The 21,488-nt window shown below is 73.6% G+C and carries 2 protein-coding genes; both read left to right on the top strand.

Annotated features, from left to right (window positions below; translation table 11 throughout):
- Positions 1-77: 77 nt before the first annotated feature.
- A complete protein-coding gene (locus BMY97_RS00620) occupies positions 78-16,031 on the top strand; it encodes a type I polyketide synthase (RefSeq protein ID WP_218156647.1) in 15,954 nt (5,317 codons plus the stop codon).
- The gene (locus tag BMY97_RS00615; RefSeq protein WP_281246872.1) at positions 16,028-21,415 is read left to right on the top strand and encodes a type I polyketide synthase; all 5,388 of its coding nucleotides are present in this window, start codon (positions 16,028-16,030) and stop codon (positions 21,413-21,415) included. The genes BMY97_RS00620 and BMY97_RS00615 overlap by 4 nt, the downstream gene beginning before the upstream one ends.
- The last annotated feature ends 73 nt before the right edge of the window (positions 21,416-21,488 follow it).

Raw genomic sequence — 21,488 nt, 5'->3', positions numbered from 1 at the left:
TCCGGACCGGCGGCGAGCCGTCTTACGATCCCGTCAACGACCCTGAATGCTGCCTTGCTACCGCGGTGGAGTGCGTAATGCCTGAGAGTGAGAAGAATCGGGAATCCGGCTTCGCGGAGCGACTGGCGAAAGTGCCGCCGGGCGACCGCGCGGCCTTCCTGGCCGATGTCGTGCACGACGCCACCCGGGCCGCGCTGCGGGCGGTGCGGCCGGACGTGCCGGCGGTGCTGGACCCGGACAAGGCGTTCTCGGACCACGGGTTCGACTCGCTGGCGGCGGTCGAGCTGCACACGCAGCTGACCGCGGCGACCGGGCTGGAGCTGCCGGTCACGCTGGCGTTCGACCAGCCGACGCCGTCCGCCGTCGCGCGCCATCTGCACGCTTTGGTGTTCGGCGCGGAGATCGTCGACAGTGGACCGACAGCGCTGTCGGCCGCGGTGGACGAGCCGGTGGCCATCGTCGGCATCGGCTGCCGGTACCCCGGCGGCGCGGCTTCGCCCGAACAGCTGTGGCAGCTCGTCGCCGACGAGGCGCACACCATCTCCGGCTTCCCGACCGACCGCGGCTGGGACCTGGACAGCCTGTACGACCCCGATCCGGACCGCCCGGGCAGCAGTTACGTGACCTCCGGCGGCTTCCTGCCCGACGCCGGCGAGTTCGACGCGGGCTTCTTCGGCATCGCCCCGCGCGAGGCGTCCGCAATGGACCCGCAGCAGCGGCTGGTGCTGGAAACGGCCTGGGAAGCGTTGGAGCGGGCCAAGATCGACCCGGGCACGCTGCGCGGCACGCCCGCCGGCGTGTTCATCGGCGCGGAGGCCCAGGAGTACGGCCCGCGCCTGCACGAGGCCCCGGACGGCCTCGACGGTTACCTGCTCACCGGCAACGCGCCCAGTGTCGTCTCCGGCCGCGTCGCGTACGCGCTCGGGCTCGAAGGCCCGACGCTGACCGTCGACACGGCCTGCTCGGGCTCGCTGGTCGCGCTGCACCTCGCGGTCCAGGCCCTGCGTCGCGGTGAGACGCAGCTGGCGCTCGCCGGCGGCGTCGCCGTGATGGGCGGACCCGGGACGTTCACCGCCTTCAGCCGTCAGCGCGGCCTGGCCGAGGACGGCCGTTGCAAGGCCTTCGCCGAGGCCGCCGACGGCACCGGTTTCGCCGAGGGTGTCGGCGTTCTGGTGCTGGAGCGGCTTTCCGACGCGGTCGCGAACGGGCACACCGTGCTCGCGATCGTGCGCGGCTCGGCCATCAACTCCGACGGCGCCTCGAACGGCCTCACCGCCCCGAACGGCCCGTCGCAGCAGCGCGTGATCAACCGCGCCCTCGCCGACGCGCGGCTGGAACCGTCCGAAGTGGACGCCGTCGAGGCGCACGGCACCGGCACGCGGCTCGGTGACCCGATCGAGGCGCAGGCGCTGCTCGCCACCTACGGGCAGAACCGCGAGACCCCGCTGCTGCTGGGCTCGGTCAAGTCGAACATCGGCCACACCCAGGCCGCGGCCGGGGTCGCCGGCGTGATCAAGATGGTCGAGGCGATGCGCCACGGCGTGCTGCCGAAGACCCTGCACGTGGACGCGCCTTCGTCCAATGTGGACTGGAACGCCGGTTCGGTCGAGCTGCTGACCGAGGCCCGCGAGTGGCCGGAAGCCGAGCGTCCGCGCCGGGCCGGGGTCTCGTCGTTCGGCGTGAGCGGGACCAACGCGCACGTCATCATCGAACAGGCTCCGGACGCCGTCGAGGATCCGGCGGGTGAACAGCTGCCCGTCGTGCCACTGGTTGTTTCGGCCCGCAGCGAAGAGGCCCTTCGCGCGCAGGCCGGAAAGCTGGCGGAGGTCCTCGAGCCGGGTGCGAACCTGGCCGACGTCGGCTTCTCGCTCGCCACCACGCGCGCCGCGCACGACCACCGTGCCGTGGTCGTCGCCGAGCACACCGAAGACGCCGTGCGCGGCCTGCTCGCGCTCGCCGCCGGTGAGCCGGATTCCGCCGTGGTCACCGGTTCCCGCACCCCCGGCAAGCTCGCGATGCTGTTCACCGGCCAGGGTTCACAGCGGCTCTCCATGGGCCGCGAGCTGTACCTGGCCCACCCGGTCTTCGCCGAGGTCTTCGACGAGGTGATCGACAACCTCGACGTGCAGATGGACCGCCCGCTGCGCGACGTGCTGTTCGGCGACGACGCCGAAGAGCTGAACGGCACCCAGTACACGCAGTGCACGCTGTTCGCGGTCGAGGTCGCGACGGCGCGGCTGCTCGAGTCGTGGGGCGTCAAGCCGGACCTGCTGCTGGGCCACTCGATCGGCGAGCTGGCCGCCGCGCACATCGCCGGGGTCTGGTCGCTTTCGGACGCCTGCCTGGTGGTGGCCGCGCGCGGGCGCCTGATGCAGGCGTTGCCCGAGGGTGGGTCGATGGTCGCGATCGCCGCGACCGAGGACGAGGTCCAGCCGCTGCTGAACGACCGCGTGAGCATCGCCGCGGTGAACGGGCCGTCGTCCGTGGTCGTCTCCGGCGAGCGCGACGCGGTGGCCGGCGTCGTGTCGGTGTTCCGGCTGCAGGGCCGCAAGACGAGCGAGCTGCGCGTCTCGCACGCGTTCCACTCGCCGCTGATGGAGCCGATGCTGGCCGAGTTCCGGGAGATCCTGCAGGTCGTCGACTACGCGCCGCCGTCGGTCCCGGTGGTCTCGAACGTGACCGGCCGGGTCGCCACGGCCGAGGAGCTGTGCTCGCCGGGGTACTGGCTGTGGCACGTCCGCCGTCCGGTCCGGTTCGCCGACGGGCTCGCGACGCTGGCCGAGGCCGGCGTGACCACGGCGATCGAGGCCGGCCCGGACGCCGTGCTGTCCGCGATGGCCGCCACCGGCCCGTACGCCGAGCAGATCGGTTTCGTTCCCGCGCAGCGCCGTGACCACGCGGAGGTGGCGACGCTCGCCGCCGCGCTCGGACGCCTGCACACGCGCGGTGTGGCGGTCGACTGGACCGCGGTCTTCGGCCCGGCCCGACGGGTCGACCTGCCGACGTATGCGTTCCAGCGCAAGCACTTCTGGCTCGTCTCGCCGTCCGGGCACGGCGACGCGGCCGACCTCGGCCAGCTCGCCTCCGCACACCCGCTGCTGGCCGCCGAGATCGGCCTCGCCGACCACGACGGGCTGGTGCTCACCGGCCGCGTCGGCCTGCGTTCGCACCCGTGGCTGGCCGACCACACCATCGCCGGCACCGTGGTGCTGCCCGGTACCGCGTTCGTGGAGATGGCACTGCACGCCGCCGAGCAGGCCGGCTGCGACGTCGTCGACGAGCTGACCCTCCAGTCGCCGCTGACCCTGCCCGAGGGTGGCGCGGTCGCACTGCAGGCCGTGGTCGGCCCGGACGCCGGCGGCCGTCGCGGCATCGAGTTCTACTCGCGCCCCGAACAGGACGCGGACGCCGTGTGGACCCGACATGCCGTCGGCGTGCTCGCCGAGGCGGACGCCGTCACGCCGGAGCCGTTGACCGAGTGGCCGCCGCGTGGTGCCGAGGTCGTTGCCACCGCCGAGCTGTACGGCGAGCTGGCCGAGCAGGGTTACGGCTACGGCCCGCTGTTCCAAGGCCTGCGCACCGCGTGGAAGCGCGACGACGTGGTGTACGCCGAGGTCGCCCTGCCCGCGGCGGGCCGGGACGCGAAGTTCGGCGTCCACCCCGCGCTGCTCGACGCCGTCCTGCACGCCACCGACTTCGCCCCGGGTGAGGCGCGCGAGGCCGACGAGATCCGCCTGCCGTTCGCGTGGACCGGGGTGCGGCTGCACGCCTCCGGCGCCACGGAGGTGCGGGTGCGCATCACCTCGCCCGCGACCGGCGGCGTCACGCTCGAAGTGACCGACGCGGCCGGCTCGCCGGTGCTGTCGGTCGAGTCGTTCCGCTCCCGTGCCATCCGCGGCGCCGACCTCGGCACGCGGGCCCAGGACCTGCTCTACACCGTCGAGTGGACGCCCGTCGCGGCTTCCGGCGAGCTGCCTTCGCTGGCCGCGCTGGGCTCCGTCGCCGGTCTGGACGTGCCGGTGGTCGACTCGCTCGTCTCACTGGTCGACGTGCCGGACGCCGTGCTGTTGCCGGTTTCGTTGCGCGGCAAGAACATCCCGGCCGCGGCGAAGCAGACCGCGCACCGGGTGCTGGTCGTGCTGAAGCAGTGGCTCGACGGTGAGCGTTACGCCGGGTCGCGGCTGGTCGTCGTCACCCGCGGGACGCTGGCGGACGCCGCCGTTCGCGGGCTCGTGCGTTCGGCGCAGGCCGAGCACCCGGGCCGCGTGGTGCTCGTCGAGGGCGCGCTTTCGCCCGCCACGCTGGCCGCCGCGCTCGCCTCGGGTGAACCGGAGCTGCGGGTGGACGGGGACTCCGTGCAGTCCGCCCGGCTGGTCCGGCTGGTCGGAGACCCGGACGGGACGACCTGGAGCGCCGACGGCACCGTGCTGATCACCGGCGGCACCGGTGGCCTCGGCGCGCAGGTCGCACGGCATCTGGTGACCACCCACGGCGTCCGTTCGCTGCTGCTGCTGAGCCGCCGCGGCGCCGACGCGCCGGGCGCGGCCGAGCTGGTCGGCGAGCTGACCGGGCTGGGCGCCACGGTGGCGGTCGTCGCCGGTGACGTCACGAAGAAGCGCTCGCTGACCGCGGCGCTGAAGAAGGTCCCGGCCGATCAGCCGTTGTCGGCCGTCGTGCACACCGCCGGGATCCTCGACAACGCCATGATCGGCACGCTCACCGAAGCGCAGCTGGACGCCGTCGTCGCGCCGAAGCTCGACGCGGCCTGGGCACTGCACGAGCTGACCGCGGAGCTGGACCTGACCGCGTTTGTCCTGTTCTCCTCCTCGGCCGGTCTGGTCGACGGCGCGGGCCAGGCGAACTACGCGGCGGGCAACACCTTCCTCGACGCGCTGGCCACGCACCGCCGCGAAATCGGCCTGCCCGCCACGTCGCTCGCTTGGGGCCTCTGGGCACCGGACGACGGCACCGCGCTCGGCATGGGCGCCACACTGTCCGAAGTGGACCGGAACCGGATCGCGCGGCTGGGCCTGGCCCCGTTGTCGGTCTCGGAGAGCCTGGCCGCGCTCGACGCGGCGCTGGCCACCGGTGCGCCGGCCTTGGTGCCGACCCGTGTCGACCGCGCCGCGCTGCGGGCCCGGGGCGAGGACGTCCCGGCGCTGCTGCGTGGCCTGGCTCCGGCCGGCCGCCGCCGGATCGCCGCCGCCGTCCCGGCCGGGGAGCTGACGCCGGAGCAGCAGTTCGCCGAGCGGTTCGCGCACCTCACCGAGGCCGACCGCGACCGCGCGATCCTGGACCTGGTGCGCACCCACGTCGCCGCGGTGCTCGGGCACGACAGCGCCGAAGCGATCAGCCCGGCCCGCCCGTTCGGCGAGATCGGGTTCGACTCCCTCGCCGCGGTCGAGTTGCGTAACGTGCTCGACTCCGTCACCGGCCTGCGGCTGCCCGCCACGCTGGTCTTCGACTACCCGACGCCGCGCGCGCTGGCCTCCTACATCGTCACCCGGCTGGTCGGGCTGGCCCCGGCGAAGCCGATCGCGCCGGTCACCATCGCGGACCCGGAAGAGCCGATCGCCATCGTCGGCATCGCCTGCCGCTACCCCGGCGGGGTCACGACTCCGGAGGACCTGTGGCGGCTGGTGGCCGACGGCGAGGAAGCGCTCACCCGGTTCCCGGCCGACCGCGGCTGGAACGTCGACGCGCTGTACGACCCCGAGCCCGGCAAGCCCGGCCACAGTTACGTCAAGCACGGCGCTTTCCTGCACGACGCCGCCGAGTTCGACGCCGACTTCTTCGAGATCAGCCCGCGTGAGGCGCAGGCCATGGACCCGCAGCAGCGGCTGCTGCTCGAGGTTTCGTGGGAGGCGTTCGAGCGGGCCGGCATCGATCCGGTTTCGTTGCGTGGCAGCGCGACCGGGGTGTTCGCCGGCGTGATGTACCACGACTGGGGGACCCGGCTCGGCACGGTTTCCGACGACATCGCCGGCTACCTCGGCAACGGCAGCCTCGCCAGCGTCGTCTCCGGCCGTGTGTCCTACGCGCTGGGGCTGGAGGGCCCGACCGTCACCGTCGACACCGCGTGCTCCTCGTCGCTGGTCGCCCTGCACTGGGCGGTCCAGGCGCTGCGCCGCGGCGAGTGCACGCTCGCGCTGGCCGGTGGCGTCACGGTGATGTCCACTCCGGACACTTTCGTCGACTTCAGCCGTCAGCGCGGCCTCTCCGCCGACGGCCGCTGCCGCTCGTTCGCCGACGGGGCCGACGGCACCGGCTGGGGCGAGGGCGCGGGCATGCTGCTCGTCGAGCGGCTGTCCGACGCCCAGCGCAACGGCCACTCGGTGCTCGCGTTGCTGCGTGGGTCCGCGGTGAACCACGACGGCGCGTCCAACGGCCTGACCGCCCCGAACGGTCCCTCCCAGCAGCGTGTGATCGCCAAGGCACTGGCCGACGCCGGCCTCGAAGCGTCCGAAGTGGACGCAGTCGAGGGCCACGGCACCGCCACCACGCTGGGCGACCCGATCGAGGCGCAGGCCCTGCTGGCCACCTACGGCCAGGACCGGGACGGCGAGCAACCGCTGTGGCTGGGCTCGATCAAGTCCAACATCGGGCACACCCAGGCCGCCGCCGGCGTCGCCGGGATCATCAAGATGGTCATGGCGATGCGGCACGAGCAGCTGCCGCGCACCCTGCACGTGGACCGTCCGTCCACTGTGGTCGATTGGGAGTCCGGCGCCGTCCGGCTGCTCACCGAGCCGCAGGAATGGTCGGCCGACGGGCACCCGCGCCGCGCCGCCGTCTCCTCGTTCGGCATCAGCGGCACCAACGCGCACGTGATCCTGGAGCAGGCCCCGGCCGAAGCCGTGGTCGAGCCGCCCGCTTCGCCGACCGGCGCCGTGGTCCCGGTCGCGCTGTCCGGTCGTACGCCCGCCGCGGTGCGTGGCCAGGCCGCCAAGTTGCGGGCTTTCCTGGCCGAGCACGAAGACCTCGATGTGGCCCAGCTGGCGCGTTCGCTGGCCTCGACCCGTGCCTCGCTGGAACATCGCGCGGTGATCGTGGCCGGGACCGCCGCCGAGCTGGCCGACGGTCTGGACGAGCTTGCCACCGGAAGCTCTTCCGACATCGGCAGCACCACCGACGGGAAGCTCGCCTTCCTGTTCTCCGGGCAGGGCGCGCAACGCGTCGGCATGGGTCAGGAGCTGTACGCGGCGTACCCGGTGTTCGCGGAGGCGTTCGACGCCGTCTGCGCCGCCATCGACCCGCTGCTGGACGTGCCGCTGCGCGACGTCGTCTTCGGCACCACGGCGCTGGCCAACCGCGGGCTGCTGGACCAGACGCAGTACACGCAGACCGGCCTGTTCGCCGTTGAGGTCGCGTTGTTCCGGCTGGCCGAGTCGTGGGGGGTGACTCCGCAGTATTTGGCCGGGCACTCGATCGGCGAGCTGGCCGCGGCGCACGTCGCCGGGGTGCTTTCGCTCGCCGACGCCGCCACGCTGGTCGCCGCTCGCGGCCGGCTGATGGGCTCGCTGAGCGAGCCGCCGGGCGCGATGGTCTCGCTCGCCACGTCCGAGGAGACGGCGCGGGCACTGCTGGCCGGGCACGAGGACGAGGCGAGTGTCGCCGCGGTCAACGGTCCCGCGTCCGTGGTCGTCTCGGGCGTCGACGAGGTGGTGTCCGGCATCGAGCGCGAAGCTTCGGCGGCCGGCATCCAGACCCGCCGGCTGCGTGTCAGCCACGCGTTCCACTCGCCCCTGATGGCCCCGATGCTGGCGGAGTTCCGCACCGTCGCCGAAGGCCTTTCCTTTGCCGCGCCCCGGATTCCGATCGTCTCGACGGTCACCGGCCGCCTTGCGGCGGAAGACGAGCTGCGCTCACCTGAGTACTGGGTCACCCACGTCCGCGAAGCCGTGCGCTTCGGCGACGCGGTGGCGGCCATCGAGGCCGCCGGGGTGCGGACGTTCCTGGAGCTGGGGCCGGACAGCGTGCTGTCCGTGCTCGGCCCGCAGAGCGTGCCGGACCCCGACGCGGTGGCGTTCGTGGCGCTGGGCCGCCGGGACACCGACGAGGTCCGGACGGTGCTCGCCGCCGTCGGCCGCCTGCACGTCCGCGGCGCCGCGGCGCTGGGCAAGCTGCTCGGTGACGGCCCGGTCCGGCTCGACCTGCCGACCTACGCCTTCCAGCGCAAGCGTTACTGGCTGGACGCCACGCCGTCCGGCGACGTGACGTCCGTGGGCCAGCAGCCGCTGGCGCACCCGATGCTGGGCGCGGTCGTGCCGCTGTCCGGTTCGGACACCACGGTGCTCACCGGCCGGCTCTCGGCCGAGTCCGTGCCGTGGCTGGCCGACCACGTGGTGAAGGGCGCGATCCTGGTGCCCGGCACCGGGTTCGTCGAGCTGGCCATCGCGGCCGGCGACCAGGTCGGGCACCCGACGGTCGAAGAGCTGACGCTCCAGGCGCCGCTGGTGCTGCCGCCGGGCGAGGCCGTCGCGCTGCAGGTGGTGGTCGGCCCCGCCGCCGAGGACCGCCGTCCGATCACCGTTTTCTCCCGCCCCGCGGGCGCGGCCGACGGCGAGTGGACCCAGCACGCCCTCGGCACGCTTTCCGCGGCGCCGCGGCCGGAGCCCGCAGGGCTCACCGAGTGGCCGCCGGCCGGCGCGAACGTCATCCCGGTCGAAGGCGCCTACGAGCGGCTGAACGACCGCGGTTACGGCTACGGCCCGTCGTTCCAGGGCCTCAAGGCCGCCTGGCGCCGGGGCAACGAGGTGTTCGCCGAGGTCGCGCTGCCGGAGCCGGCGGCGTCCACGGCGGGCGCGTACGGCCTGCACCCGGCCCTGCTCGACATCGCCATGCACGCCGACCTGCTCGGGGACCCGGACGGGCAGACGCTGCTGCCGTTCGTGTGGAACGAGGTCACGCTGCACGCCGTCGGCGCGTCGGTGCTGCGGGTGCGGATCGTCCGGCTGGACGGTGACGAGGTGTCGGCCATCGAGGTCGCCGACAGCGAGGGCCGCCCGGTCGCGACCGTCGGCTCGCTGGTCTCGCGGCCGGTCCACAAGGAACTGTCCACAACAGACAAGGCCGATGGCTCGCTGCTGAAGATCGCCTGGCAGCCGGTTTCCGTGCCGTCGGTCGAGGCCGGCGACGTCGTCGCGGTCGGCCGCGGCCGGGTCGGGGTGTCGGCTACGTACGCCGGTTTCGCGGACCTCATCGGGGCGGTCGACCGTGGTGAGCCGGTGCCGGATGTGGTGACGCTGACCGTGCCCGCACTGGCCGCCGGTGTCCCCGAGGCGGCCCGCGCGAACACCGCGTGGCTGCTCGCCGAGATCCAGGCCTGGCTGGCCGAGGGCCGGTTCGCGGGCACCAAGCTGGCCGTGGTGACCCGTGACGCGGTGCCTGCGGGGGAGTCCACTGTGGACGTCACCCAGGGTCTGCTGTGGGGCCTGGCCCGTGGGGCGCAGGCCGAGCACCCGGGCCGGGTCTTCCTGGTTGACGCCGATGCGGACACTTCCGTGGAGACCATCGCGGCGGTGATCGCTTCCGGTGAGCCGGAGTCCGCCGTTCGCGCGGGCTCGGTGCTGGTGCCGCGGTATGCCCGGACCGAGTCCGAAGGCGGCTCGCCGTGGCGGGCGGAGGGCACGGTCCTCATCACCGGTGGCACCGGCGGGCTGGGCAGCCTGCTGGCCCGGTACCTGGTGGCCGAGCACGGCGTCACGAACCTGCTGCTCACGAGCCGTCGTGGGCTCGAGGCGCCCGGCGCGGCCCAGCTGGTGGAAGATCTGACCGATCTCGGTGCGAAGGTGACTGTCGCGGCCTGTGACGTCGCCGACCGGGCCGCGGCGGAGGCGCTGATCGCGGGTGTGCCCGCCGATGCGCCGCTCGCCGCCGTGGTCCACGCGGCCGGCACGGCGGACAGCGGAGTGTTCGAGTCGCTGACCGCCGCGCAGGCCGACGCCGTGCTGCGGCCCAAAGTAGACGCGGCCTGGCACCTGCACGAGCTGACCGCGGGGCTCTCGGCGTTTGTCCTGTTCTCCTCCGCCGGCGGCCAGGTGCTGCCCGCGGGCCAGGCGAACTACGCGGCCGCGAACGCGTTCCTCGACGGCCTCGCCGAGCACCGCCGGGCCCACGGCCTGCCGGCGACGGCGCTGGCCTGGGGTTTGTGGGCGGAGAACACCGGGCTCGGTGGCGACCTGGCCGAGGCGGACCTGGCGCGGATGGCGCGCCTGGGACTGCCCGCGGTCACCGCGGAACAGGGCCTCGCGCTGTTCGACGCGGCCGTGTCCGCCGACGAAGCCGTGATCGCCCCGCTGCGTGTGGACGTCCCGGCGCTGCGGGCCCGCACCGACGAACTGCCGGCCCTGCTGCGTGGTTTCGTCCCGCCGAAGGCCCGCCGGGTCGCGAAGGCGGCGAAGGCCAGCGACAACGCGTTGGCCGCCGAACTGGCCGCGCTGGTCGAGAGCGAGCGCGACCGCGTGCTGCTGGACATCGTCCGCACGCAGGTGGCGATCGTGCTCGGCTACGCGGACAAGTCCGAAGTGGACGGAACCCGCGCGTTCAAGGAGCTGGGCTTCGACTCGCTGGCCGCGGTGGAGCTGCGCAACCTGCTCGGCGCCGCCACCGGCCTCTCGCTGCCCGCGACGCTTATCTTCGACCACCCGACGGCCAAGGCGGTGGCCGACTTCGTCAAGGGCAAGCTGCTCGGCGCTGTGGCCAAGGTTCCTGCCACGACCACCCGCACGAACGCGTCCATGCAGGAGCCGATCGCGATCGTCGGCATGGCCTGCCGGTACCCCGGCGGCGTCCGGTCGCCGGAGGACCTGTGGCAGCTGCTCGTGGACGAGGTCGACGCGACCACCGGCTTCCCGGTCAACCGCGGCTGGGACATCGAGGGCATCTACGACCCCGAGCGCGGCAAGCGCGGGAAGACCTACGCCAACCGCGGCGGCTTCCTGCACGACGCGGCCGAGTTCGACCCGGCGTTCTTCGGCATCGGCCCGCGTGAGGCGCTGGCCATGGACCCGCAGCAGCGGCTCCTGCTGACCACGGCGTGGGAGGCCATCGAGCGGGCGGGCATCGACCCGACCGCGCTGCGCGGCAGCCTGACCGGCGTCTTCGCGGGCGCCATGTACGACGACTACGGCAGCCGCGTCCCCGGCGCGCCCGCCGACGTCGCCGCCTTCATCCCCAACGGCAGCTCGGGCGCGGTCGTCTCCGGCCGCATCTCCTACCTGCTCGGGCTGGAAGGCCCGTGCATGACGGTCGACACCGCGTGCTCGTCCTCGCTGGTCACGCTGCACCTCGCGGTGCAGGCGCTGCGGGCGGGGGAGTGCGGGCTGGCGCTGGCCGGCGGGGTCACGGTGCTCTCGCAGTCGGACCTGTTCGTGGACTCCAGCCGTCAGGGCGTGCTCTCGCCCGACGGCCGGTCGAAGTCCTTCTCGGCCGCCTCCGACGGGGTGGGCTGGGCGGAGGGCGCGGGCCTGCTCCTGCTGGAGCGGCTCTCGGACGCGCAGCGCAACGGGCACGAGGTGCTCGCGGTGATCCGCTCCGGCGCGGTCAACCAGGACGGCGCGTCCAACGGCCTGACCGCGCCGAACGGTCCTTCGCAGGAGCGCGTGATCCACGCGGCGCTCGCCGGGAGCGGCCTCCGTCCGTCCGAAGTGGACGCCGTCGAGGCGCATGGCACGGGCACCAAGCTGGGCGACCCGATCGAAGCGCAGGCGCTGCTGGCCACCTACGGCCAGGACCGGCCCGAGGGACACCCGCTGTACCTGGGCTCGGTCAAGTCCAACATCGGCCACGCGCAGGCCGCCGGCGGGGTGGCCGCGGTGATGAAGGTGGTGCAGGCGTTGCGGCACAACTTGTTGCCGAAGACGATGCACGTCGATGCGCCCTCGCCCGTCGTCGACTGGACGACCGGGGACATCGAGCTGCTGACCGAGGCCCGGCCGTGGCTGCCGAACGGCCGTCCGCGCCGGGCGGGCGTCTCGTCCTTCGGCATCAGCGGCACCAACGCGCACCTCATCGTCGAGGAGGCACCGCCGTCCACTGTGGAGGAACCGCGCCGCACGGCGCCGCAGCTGCCGGTGGTCCCGCTGCCGATCGCCGGCTCGGCGGATCAGGCGCTCGCCGACCAGGCGGGCCGGCTGGCCGCGCACCTGCGGGCCGACCCGGAGCTGGACCTGACCAACGTTGGCTACTCGCTCGCCACCGGCCGTGCGGCGCTCGACCACCGCTCGGTCGTGCTGGCGGCCGACCGGGAAGCCGCGCTGAAGGCGCTTGAGGGCCTGGCTCTGGGACAGACCCCGGCGAACACCGTGACCGGAACCGTCAGCGCGACCGACCTGACCGCGTTCCTGTTCACTGGCCAGGGCGCGCAGCAGCCGGGCATGGGCCGGGGGCTGTACGAGGTCTTCCCGGCGTTCGCCGGCGCGTTCGACGAGGCTTGTGGTCTCTTCGACGCGGAGCTCGAGGTCTCGCTGAAGCAGGTGATCTGGGCCGAGAAGGACTCGGCGGACGGGCAGCTGCTGAACCAGACCGCGTACACGCAGTGCGCGCTGTTCGCGATCGAGGTGGCGCTGTACCGATTGGTCGAGTCTTGGGGAGTGACGCCGGACTACGTGGCTGGGCACTCGATCGGCGAGCTGGCCGCGGCGCACGTCGCCGGGGTGTTCTCGCTGGCCGACGCCTGCTCGCTGGTCGCCGCCCGTGGCCGTCTCATGCAGGCGCTCCCGGCCGGGGGCGCGATGGCGGCGATCGCCGCTACCGAAGAAGAGGTGCGCGCTGCGCTTCAGTCCGAGGGCGACACTGTGGACGTCGCCGCGGTCAACGGCCCGCGTTCGGTGGTCATCTCCGGTCCCGAGGCGGCGGTCCAGGCGGCCATGGCGGTCTTCTCCGAAGCCGGACGGCGGACGAAGCAGCTGGTCGTCTCCCACGCCTTCCACTCGACGCTGATGGAGCCGATGCTGGACGAGTTCCGCGAGGTCGCGGCCCGGCTGGCCTACGCCGCTCCGGCGGTCCCGGTCGTGTCGAACGTGACCGGCCGGATCGCCACGGCGGAGCAGCTGTGCTCGCCCGAATACTGGGTGGGCCACGTGCGGGAGGCCGTCCGGTTCGCCGACGGCGTCTCCACCCTCCTGGCGGCCGGCGTCACCCGGTTCGTCGAGCTGGGCCCGGACGCGGTGCTCACGGGCATGGCCCGCGAGTGCGACACGGCGGGGGCGGCCCGGCCGGACCGCGTGGTCGGCGTTCCGGCGCTGCGCCGGGGCCGAGCCGAGGTGCCGACCCTGTTCACCGCGCTCGCCACGCTGTACTCACGGGGCGCGAAGATCGACTGGCGGGCCGTCTACACCGGCCGTGGTGCGTCCACTGTGGACCTGCCGACCTACGCCTTCCAGAACAAGTCCTATTGGCTCGAGGCCACCAAGCCGACCGGTGACGTGACCTCTCTCGGCGCGAAGTCCGCCGCGCACCCGCTGCTGGGCGCGCTGGTGGAACTGCCCGACGGCGGCGCGGTGCTGACCGGACGGCTCGCGGTGGACACCCAGGGCTGGCTGGCCGACCACGTGATCATGGGCCGGACCATGCTGCCCGGTGCGGCGTTCGTCGAGCTGGCCCTGCACGCCGGCGACCAGGTCGGCTGCGACGTGCTGGACGAGCTGACGCAGCAGGCGCCGTTGCTGCTGCCGGAAAAGGGCGGGGCCGACATCCGCGTGGTGGTCGGCGCACCCGGCGCCGGCGGCACCCGGGAGCTGTCGGTGCACTCGCGCACCGAGGAACCCGGCGCGGTCTGGACGTTGCACGCGGCGGGCACGCTGGCGACCGGGGCGCGGCCCGACGAGTTCGACCTGACGGAGTGGCCGCCGTCCGGCGTCGAGGCTGTGGACCTGACCGGGCTGTACGACGACCTGGCCGGGCTGGGCTTCGGCTACGGCCCGACGTTCCGCAACCTGAAGGCCGTCTGGCTGCGCGAAGGCGCTCGGGGGACCGAGGTCTTCGCCGAGGTCGCGCTTCCGGAGGGCACGGCCGCGAGCGAGTTCGGCCTGCACCCGGGGCTGCTCGACTCGGCGCTGGGTGCGACGGACTACCTGATCCCGGGTGGCCCGAAGGCGCTGACCGAGACCACCATCCCGTTCGCGTGGAACCGGGTTTCCTTGCAGGCCTCCGGTGCGACGGCGCTGCGGGTGCTGGTGCGCAAGGACGTCACCGGCTCCTCGCTGGCGCTGGCCGACGCGGCCGGCAACCCGGTGGCGTGGATCGAATCGCTGGTGACGCGGCCGGTGTCGGAGGGCCAGCTGGGGGCGAAGGCGCCCGACTCGCTCTACCGGATCGACTGGCAGCCGGCGGGCGTCCGTCCGGCCGGCTCGCTCGACGGCTGGGCCGTGCTCGGGTCCGACGACCTCGGCCTCGGCATTCCGGTGCTGGATGCCGCCGAGCCGGTCGACGTGCTGGTCCTGCCGGTCACGCCGGGCTCGGGTGAGGTGCCCGAGCAGGTCCGCGGCGCCGTCCACCAGACGTTGGCACAGCTGCAATCCTGGCTGGCCGACGACCGGTTCGCGGACGGCAAGCTGGTCGTGCTGACCCGAGCCGCAGTGTCCGCCGAGGACGGTCCCGATCTGGCTCAGGCTCCGGTTTGGGGCCTGGTGCGGGCTGCCCAGGCCGAGAACCCGGGTCGGATCCAGCTGGTCGACGTGGACGCGGCGGCCGAGTCGGTGCGGGTGCTGCCCGCGGTGGTGGCCTCGGCCGAGCCGGAGGCGATCGTCCGCGACGGTGCGGTCCGCGTGCCGCGGCTGGCCAAGGTGACCACGCTCGGCGAACCCGCGGCGTGGGATCCGGACGGCACGGTGCTGATCACCGGCGGCGCCGGCCTGCTCGGCGGGCTGCTGGCCCGGCACCTGGTGGACCACGGCGCCCGCAACCTCCTGCTGACCAGCCGCAAGGGCCTGGACACGCCGGGGGCGAAGGAACTCGCCGAGGAGCTGACCGAGCGGGGTGCCCAGGTGACGGTCGCGGCCTGCGACGTCACCGACCGCGCGGCGCTGGCCGAGCTGATCGGTTCGATCGGCTCGGAACTCACCGCGGTGGTGCACGCCGCGGGTCAGATGGACAGCGCCGTGCTCAGTGCGCTGACCCCGGAGCAGGTCGACAATGTCTTACGCCCCAAGGTGGACGCGGCCTGGCACCTGCACGAGCTGACCGCGGACCTCGACCTGGCCGGGTTCGTCCTGTACTCCTCGGCGGGCGGCCTGCTGCTCGCCGCCGGGCAGGCGAACTACGCGGCGGGCAACGTCTTCCTCGACGCGCTGGCCGAGTACCGAACGGCTCGCGGACTGCCGGCGACCTCGCTGGCCTGGGGCCCGTGGCAGGGCACCGACGGTGAGGTGGACCTGGCGCACATCACCCGGTCCGGCGTCGCGGAGCTGTCCGCGGCCGACGGCCTCGCGCTGTTCGACGCCGCGCTCGCGGCCGGCGAGCCGGTGCTGGTGCCGGTGAAGCTCGCCGAACTGCGGGACGTCGACGCGGTGGCCCCGCTGCTGCGTGGCCTGGTCACGGCGGCCCCACGCCGGGTCGCCGCGGCGGCCGGGCCGCAGACGGCGGCACCGGTGGCCGGGTTCGCGGACCGGCTGGTCACGTTGTCCCCGGACGAGCGGGAGAACGCGGCGCTGGAGCTGGTGCGCGAGCACGCGGCGGCCGTTCTCGGTTACGACGACGCTTCGGCGGTCGGCGCCGAAAAGGGCTTCACTGACCTGGGCATCGACTCGCTGGCGGCGCTGGAACTGCGCAACCGGCTCGGCGCCGCCAGCGGGCTGCGCCTGCCGGCCACGCTGATCTTCGACTACCCGAGCCCCGTGCCGCTGGCCAAGCACCTGCTCGCCGAGCTGCTGCCGGAGATCGGCAGTGCCGTCGGGGAAGCGGCTGCCGACGAAGCGGCCTCTGCGAATGGAACCGACGAGGGCGCGGCCATCGCCGCGATGGACCTGGCCGACCTGGTCCGGTCCGCGATGGGCGGGAGCCCGACCGACGAACGAGGTGAGTCCCTGTGACGCAGTCGCCCAGCACGCAGCCGTCGACCGAGCAGATCGTCGCCGCCCTGCGCCAGTCCATGATGGACAACGAACAGCTGAAGGCGGACAACAAGAAGCTCACCGCGGCGATGACCGAGCCGATCGCGATCATCGGCATGGGCTGCCGGTTCCCCGGCGGGGTGAGCACGCCCGCGCAGCTGTGGGACCTCGTCGCCGGCGGCACGGACGCGATCGGCGGGTTCCCCGAGGACCGCGGCTGGGACACGGCCGCGCTGTTCGACCCCGCCGGCGCTCCCGGCACGACCTACTCGAAGGAGGGCGGTTTCCTCTACGGGGCCGCCGACTTCGAGCCGGAGTTCTTCGGGATCTCGCCCCGTGAGGCGCTCACGCTCGACCCCCAGCAGCGGGTGCTGCTGGAGACGGCGTGGGAGGCTGTGGAACGGGCCGGGATCGTGCCGTCGACTTTGCGCGGCTCGAAGACCGGCGTGTTCGCCGGCGTGATGTACCACGACTACGGCGCGGGCAGCAGCGACGGCAGCCTGATCTCCGGGCGCGTCTCCTACACCCTCGGGCTGGAAGGCCCTTCGGTGTCGGTGGACACGGCGTGCTCGTCTTCGCTGGTGGCCATGCACTGGGCGGCGCAGGCCCTGCGCCGCGGCGAGTGCTCGCTGGCGCTGGCCGGTGGTGTGACCGTGATGGTGACGCCGGACATGTTCGTCTACTTCAGCGAGCAGCACGGGCTTTCCTCGGACGGGCGCTGTAAGGCGTTTGGCATCGGCGCCGACGGCGTCGGCTGCTCCGAGGGCGCGGGGATGCTGCTCCTGGAACGGCTTTCCGACGCGCGCCGCAACGGTCACCACGTGCTCGCGGTGCTGCGCGGCAGCGCCGTCAACTCCGACGGCGCGTCGAGCGGCATCACGGTCCCCAACGGCCCGGCCCAGCAGCGCGTGATCCGCGCGGCGCTGGCCGACGCCGGACTGGAACTGTCCGATGTGGACGCCGTCGAGGCGCACGGCACCGGCACGAAGCTGGGCGACCCGATCGAGGCGCAGGCGCTGATCTCCACCTACGGCAAGGTGGCCACCCCGGAGCGGCCGCTGTACGTCGGCTCGTTCAAGTCGAACGTCGGCCACACCCAGGCGGCCGCCGGGGTCGGCGGCGTGATCAAGATGGTGGAGGCGCTGCGTCGCGGTGTCCTCCCTCCCACGCTGCACGCGGAAGAGCCATCGCCGCACGTCGAGTGGACGGACACGGTCTCGCTGCTCGGCGAGCGGCGGCCGTGGCCGGAGACCGGGCGGGCCCGGCGGGCCGGGGTGTCGTCGTTCGGCATCAGCGGGACCAACGCGCACGTGATCGTCGAGCAGGGTGATCCCGCTCCGGCGCTCCCGGAATCGGCCACTGATCCGGCCCCGGTGACCTGGCTCCTGTCCGCCAACGGGCCGGAGGCGTTGCGCGCGCAGGCAGGACAGCTGGCCGCGTTCGCCACCGATGCTTCCCCGGACGAGATCGGCTTCTCCCTGGCGACAAGCCGGACGCGGGCCGAGTACCGCGCGGGCGTCGTGGCCGCGGACCGCGAGTCCGCGCAGCGAGCGCTCGCCGAGTACGCGGCGGGGCGTAACCCGGCCGCGGTGGTCGAGGGCGTTGCCGGTGAGGGGCGCACGGCGTTCCTGTTCACCGGGCAGGGCGCGCAGCGAGCCGGAATGGGCGCCGAGCTGGCGGCCGCGTACCCGGCGTTCGGCGCGGCACTCGACGTGGTCGCCGCCGAGCTGGACAAGCACCTGGATCTGCCCCTGCGTTCGCTGCTCGGCGACGCCGGGAAGCTGGACCGGACCGGGTACACGCAGCCCGCGCTGTTCGCGGTGGAGGTCGCGGTGTTCCGGCTGCTGGAGTCGTGGGGCGTCCGGCCGGATTACCTGCTGGGCCACTCGATCGGCGAGCTGGCGGCGGCGCACGTCGCGGGGGTGCTGTCGCTGGAGGACGCCTGCACGCTGGTGGCGGCGCGGGCGCGGCTGATGCAGGCGTTGCCCGCGGGCGGGGCGATGGTCGCGGTCGCGGCGACGGAGGCCGAGGTCACTCCGCTGCTCACGGACGGCGTGGGGATCGCGGCGGTCAACGGCCCGTCCGCGGTGGTGCTGTCCGGCGAGGAGGACGCGGTGCTCGCGGTCGCCGGCCACTTCAGCCGGACCTCGCGGCTGCGGGTCTCGCACGCGTTCCACTCGCCGTTGATGGAGCCGATGCTGGCGGAGTTCGCCGCGGTCGCGGAAAAACTGGCCTATGCGGCGCCGTCCATCCCGATCGTCTCCACGGTCTCCGGCGGTGACACTTCCGAGCAGCTGGCCACTCCTGGGTACTGGGTGCGGCAGGTACGCGAGGCGGTCCGGTTCGCCGACGGCGTCCGGCAGCTGCTCGACGCCGGTGTCACCACGTTTGTCGAGGTCGGGCCGAGCGCGGTGCTGACCGCGATGGGCGAGGGTTGCCTCGTCGACGGCGAGCGCGCGACGTTCGTGCCGGTGCTGCGCAAGGACCGCCAGGAGGGCGAGTCGGCGGCGGCCGCGGTGGCGAGCCTGTTCACCGTCGGGTCCACTGTGGACTACGAGGCCTTCTACGGCCGCGGGCGGCTGGTCGAGCTGCCGACCTATGCCTTCCAGCGCAAGCGTTATTGGCTGGAGAACCCGACGGGCGCGCGAGTGCGTGGCGTCGCGGAGGTGGGCCAGCTGGCCGCGGAGCACCCGCTGCTGGGCGCCGTCGTGGTGGCGGCCGATTCCGGCGGCGTCGTGCTCACCGGCAAGCTCTCGCTGCAAACGCAGACGTGGCTGGCCGACCACGTGGTGCAGGGCGCGGCGCTGTTCCCCGGCACCGCGTTCGTGGAGCTGGCCGTCCGCGCCGGCGACGAGGCCGGCTGCGGTCACCTCGACGAGCTGACCCTGTCCGCGCCGCTGATCCTGCCCCCGCGGGGCGCAGTGCGGCTGCAGGTGGTGGCCGGCGCTGCGGACGAGTCGGGCCGCCGCTCCCTGGGCATCTACTCACAGGCTGACGACGCTCCGGCGGATCAGTGGACGCAGCACGCGGATGGCTGGCTGTCTCCCTCGACGGGCGCTCTGCCGGTGCCGTCCGAGTGGCCGCCGTCCGGCGCGGTCGAACTCGACGTGACCGGTCGCTACGACGAGCTGGCCGCCCAGGGCTTCGACTACGGGCCGGTGTTCGCGGGGTTGCGCCGGGCCTGGCGCGCGGGCGGCACGCTGGCCGCCGAGGTGACGTTGCCGGAGCACGTGGACGCCAGCGCGTTCGGCCTGCACCCGGCGTTGCTGGACGCGGCGCTGCACACGATCGGCCTCGCCGGGGCGACCGCGGACGAGGCCGTGCTGCCGTTCGCCTGGTCCGGGATCTCGCTGCACGCCGGTGGCGCTTCGAGCCTGCGGGTGCTGCTCTCCTCGGACGTCGAGAACACCGTGTCGCTGACGGCCACGGACCCGGCCGGCGCGCCGGTGCTGACCGTGGACTCGCTGGCGCTGCGGCCGATCGCGGCGGACGCGTTCGCCCCGGCCGAGCGCTCGGCCGTCGACGACTCGCTCTTCCGCGTCGACTGGGTGCCGTGGCCGGGTGAGGCCGCCGCGATCGGGCGGTGCGCCGTACTGGGCGACGCGGCGTTCGGCCTGCCGGGTGAGTCCTATGTGGATTTGGCCGGCCTGGTGGCCGCGGTCGGCGGCGGGGAGGCGGTGCCGGACGTGGTGTTCGCGCCGTTCGCTGCACCGGAGTCCGCTTCGCCGCAGGCCGCCCGTGACGCCGTGCACCGGCTGCTGGCGCTGGCGCAGGCCTGGGTGGCCGAGGAGGTGCTGGCGGCCTCCCGGCTGGTCGTGGTCGCGGCCGGCGCGATCGCCACCCGGCCCGACGAGGGCGCCGACGACCTGACCCACGCCGCGCTGTGGGGCGTGATCCGGACCGCGCAGCTGGAGTACCCGGACCGGTTCATGGTCGTGGACACCGACGGCGGCGAGCTGCTGCTGGGCGCGGTGTTCGGCGCGATGTACGGCGACGAGCCGGGGGTCGCCGTCCGCGACGGTGCGGTCCTGGTGCACCGGCTGGCGAAGTTCGTGCCCGCGCCGGGTGTTTCGGCCCCGCTGGACCCGGCGGGCACGGTGCTGGTCACCGGCGGCACGGGGGTGCTCGGGCAGCTGATCGCGCGGCACCTGGTGACCTCGCACGGGGTGCGTCACCTGCTGATCACCAGCCGCCGTGGCGCGGCGGCCCCGGGGGCGGCGGAGCTCACCGCTTCCCTGACGGAGCTGGGCGCCTCGGTCACGATCGAGGCCTGTGACCTGGCCGACCGTGAAGCCGCGGCGTCGTTGCTCGCCGGGGTCCCGCCCGAGCACCCGCTGACCGCGGTGATCCACACGGCCGGCGTGGTCGACGACGGCGTGCTGGTCGCGCTGACACCCGAGCGGATGGACACCGTGCTGCGGCCCAAGGTGGACGCGGCGTGGAACTTGCACGAGCTGACGACCGGGCTGGACCTGGCGGCCTTCGTGCTGTACTCGTCGGCCGGCGGCACGCTCGGCGCGGCGGGGCAGGCCAACTACTCGGCCGCGAACGTGTTCCTCGACGCGCTGGCCCACCACCGCGCCGCGCTCGGCAAGCCCGCCGTGTCGCTGGCGTGGGGACTGTGGTCCGAGGGCGGCATGTCCGGCGAGCTGGCCGAAACCGACCTGATCCGGATGGCGCGCTCGGGGGTGTTCGGTCTGTCGTTCGCCGACGGACTGGAACTGTTCGACGCGACGTTCGGCACTTCCCAGCCTTCGCTCGTGCCGGTGCGGCTCGACATGTCCGGGCTGCGGGCCGACAGCCACGGCGCTGGTGAGCACAACGTGCCGGCCATGCTGCGTGGCCTAGTCCGCGGCGGGGTGGCCCGGCGCCGCGCCGAGGTCGTCGACGACTCGTGGGCGCGGATCGCCGCGCTGCCCGCCGCGGAACGGGACCGGGCGCTGCTCGACCTCGTCTGCGGCACCGCGGCGGTGGTGCTGGGGCACGAGAAGCGTGACGCGGTCGACCCGCGCAAGGGCTTCATCGAGCTGGGCTTCGACTCCCTCACCGCGATCGAACTGCGCAACCGGCTCGACGCGGTGACGGGCAAACGGCTGCCGGCCACGCTCATCTTCGACCACCCGTCGGCCGCCGCGCTCGCCGAGTTCCTGGGCGAGGGCTTGGATTCCTCTCCGGTGGACTCGCAGCTTTCCGGACTCGAGGCGGCGCTGCGGGAGGCCGTGCTGGACGAGGAAGGCCGCGCGAAGGTCGTGTCCCGGTTGAAGGACCTGCTCGCCGCGTACTCCTCCGGCGACGATCTGCAGGAGGCCTCCGCCGACGAGTTGTTCGCCCTGCTGGACGAGGAGCTGGAGTCCCAGGGCTGAACGGAAATCTCCGGGGCCGCTCGCGACAGTGCCGTCGCGGGCGGCCCTTCGTGCGTCGTGGCTGCTGCGATTT

It is taken from the genome of Amycolatopsis saalfeldensis (assembly GCF_900110575.1).
GTDB lineage: Bacteria > Actinomycetota > Actinomycetes > Mycobacteriales > Pseudonocardiaceae > Amycolatopsis > Amycolatopsis saalfeldensis.
This window is presented reverse-complemented; position numbering and strand designations above follow the sequence as displayed.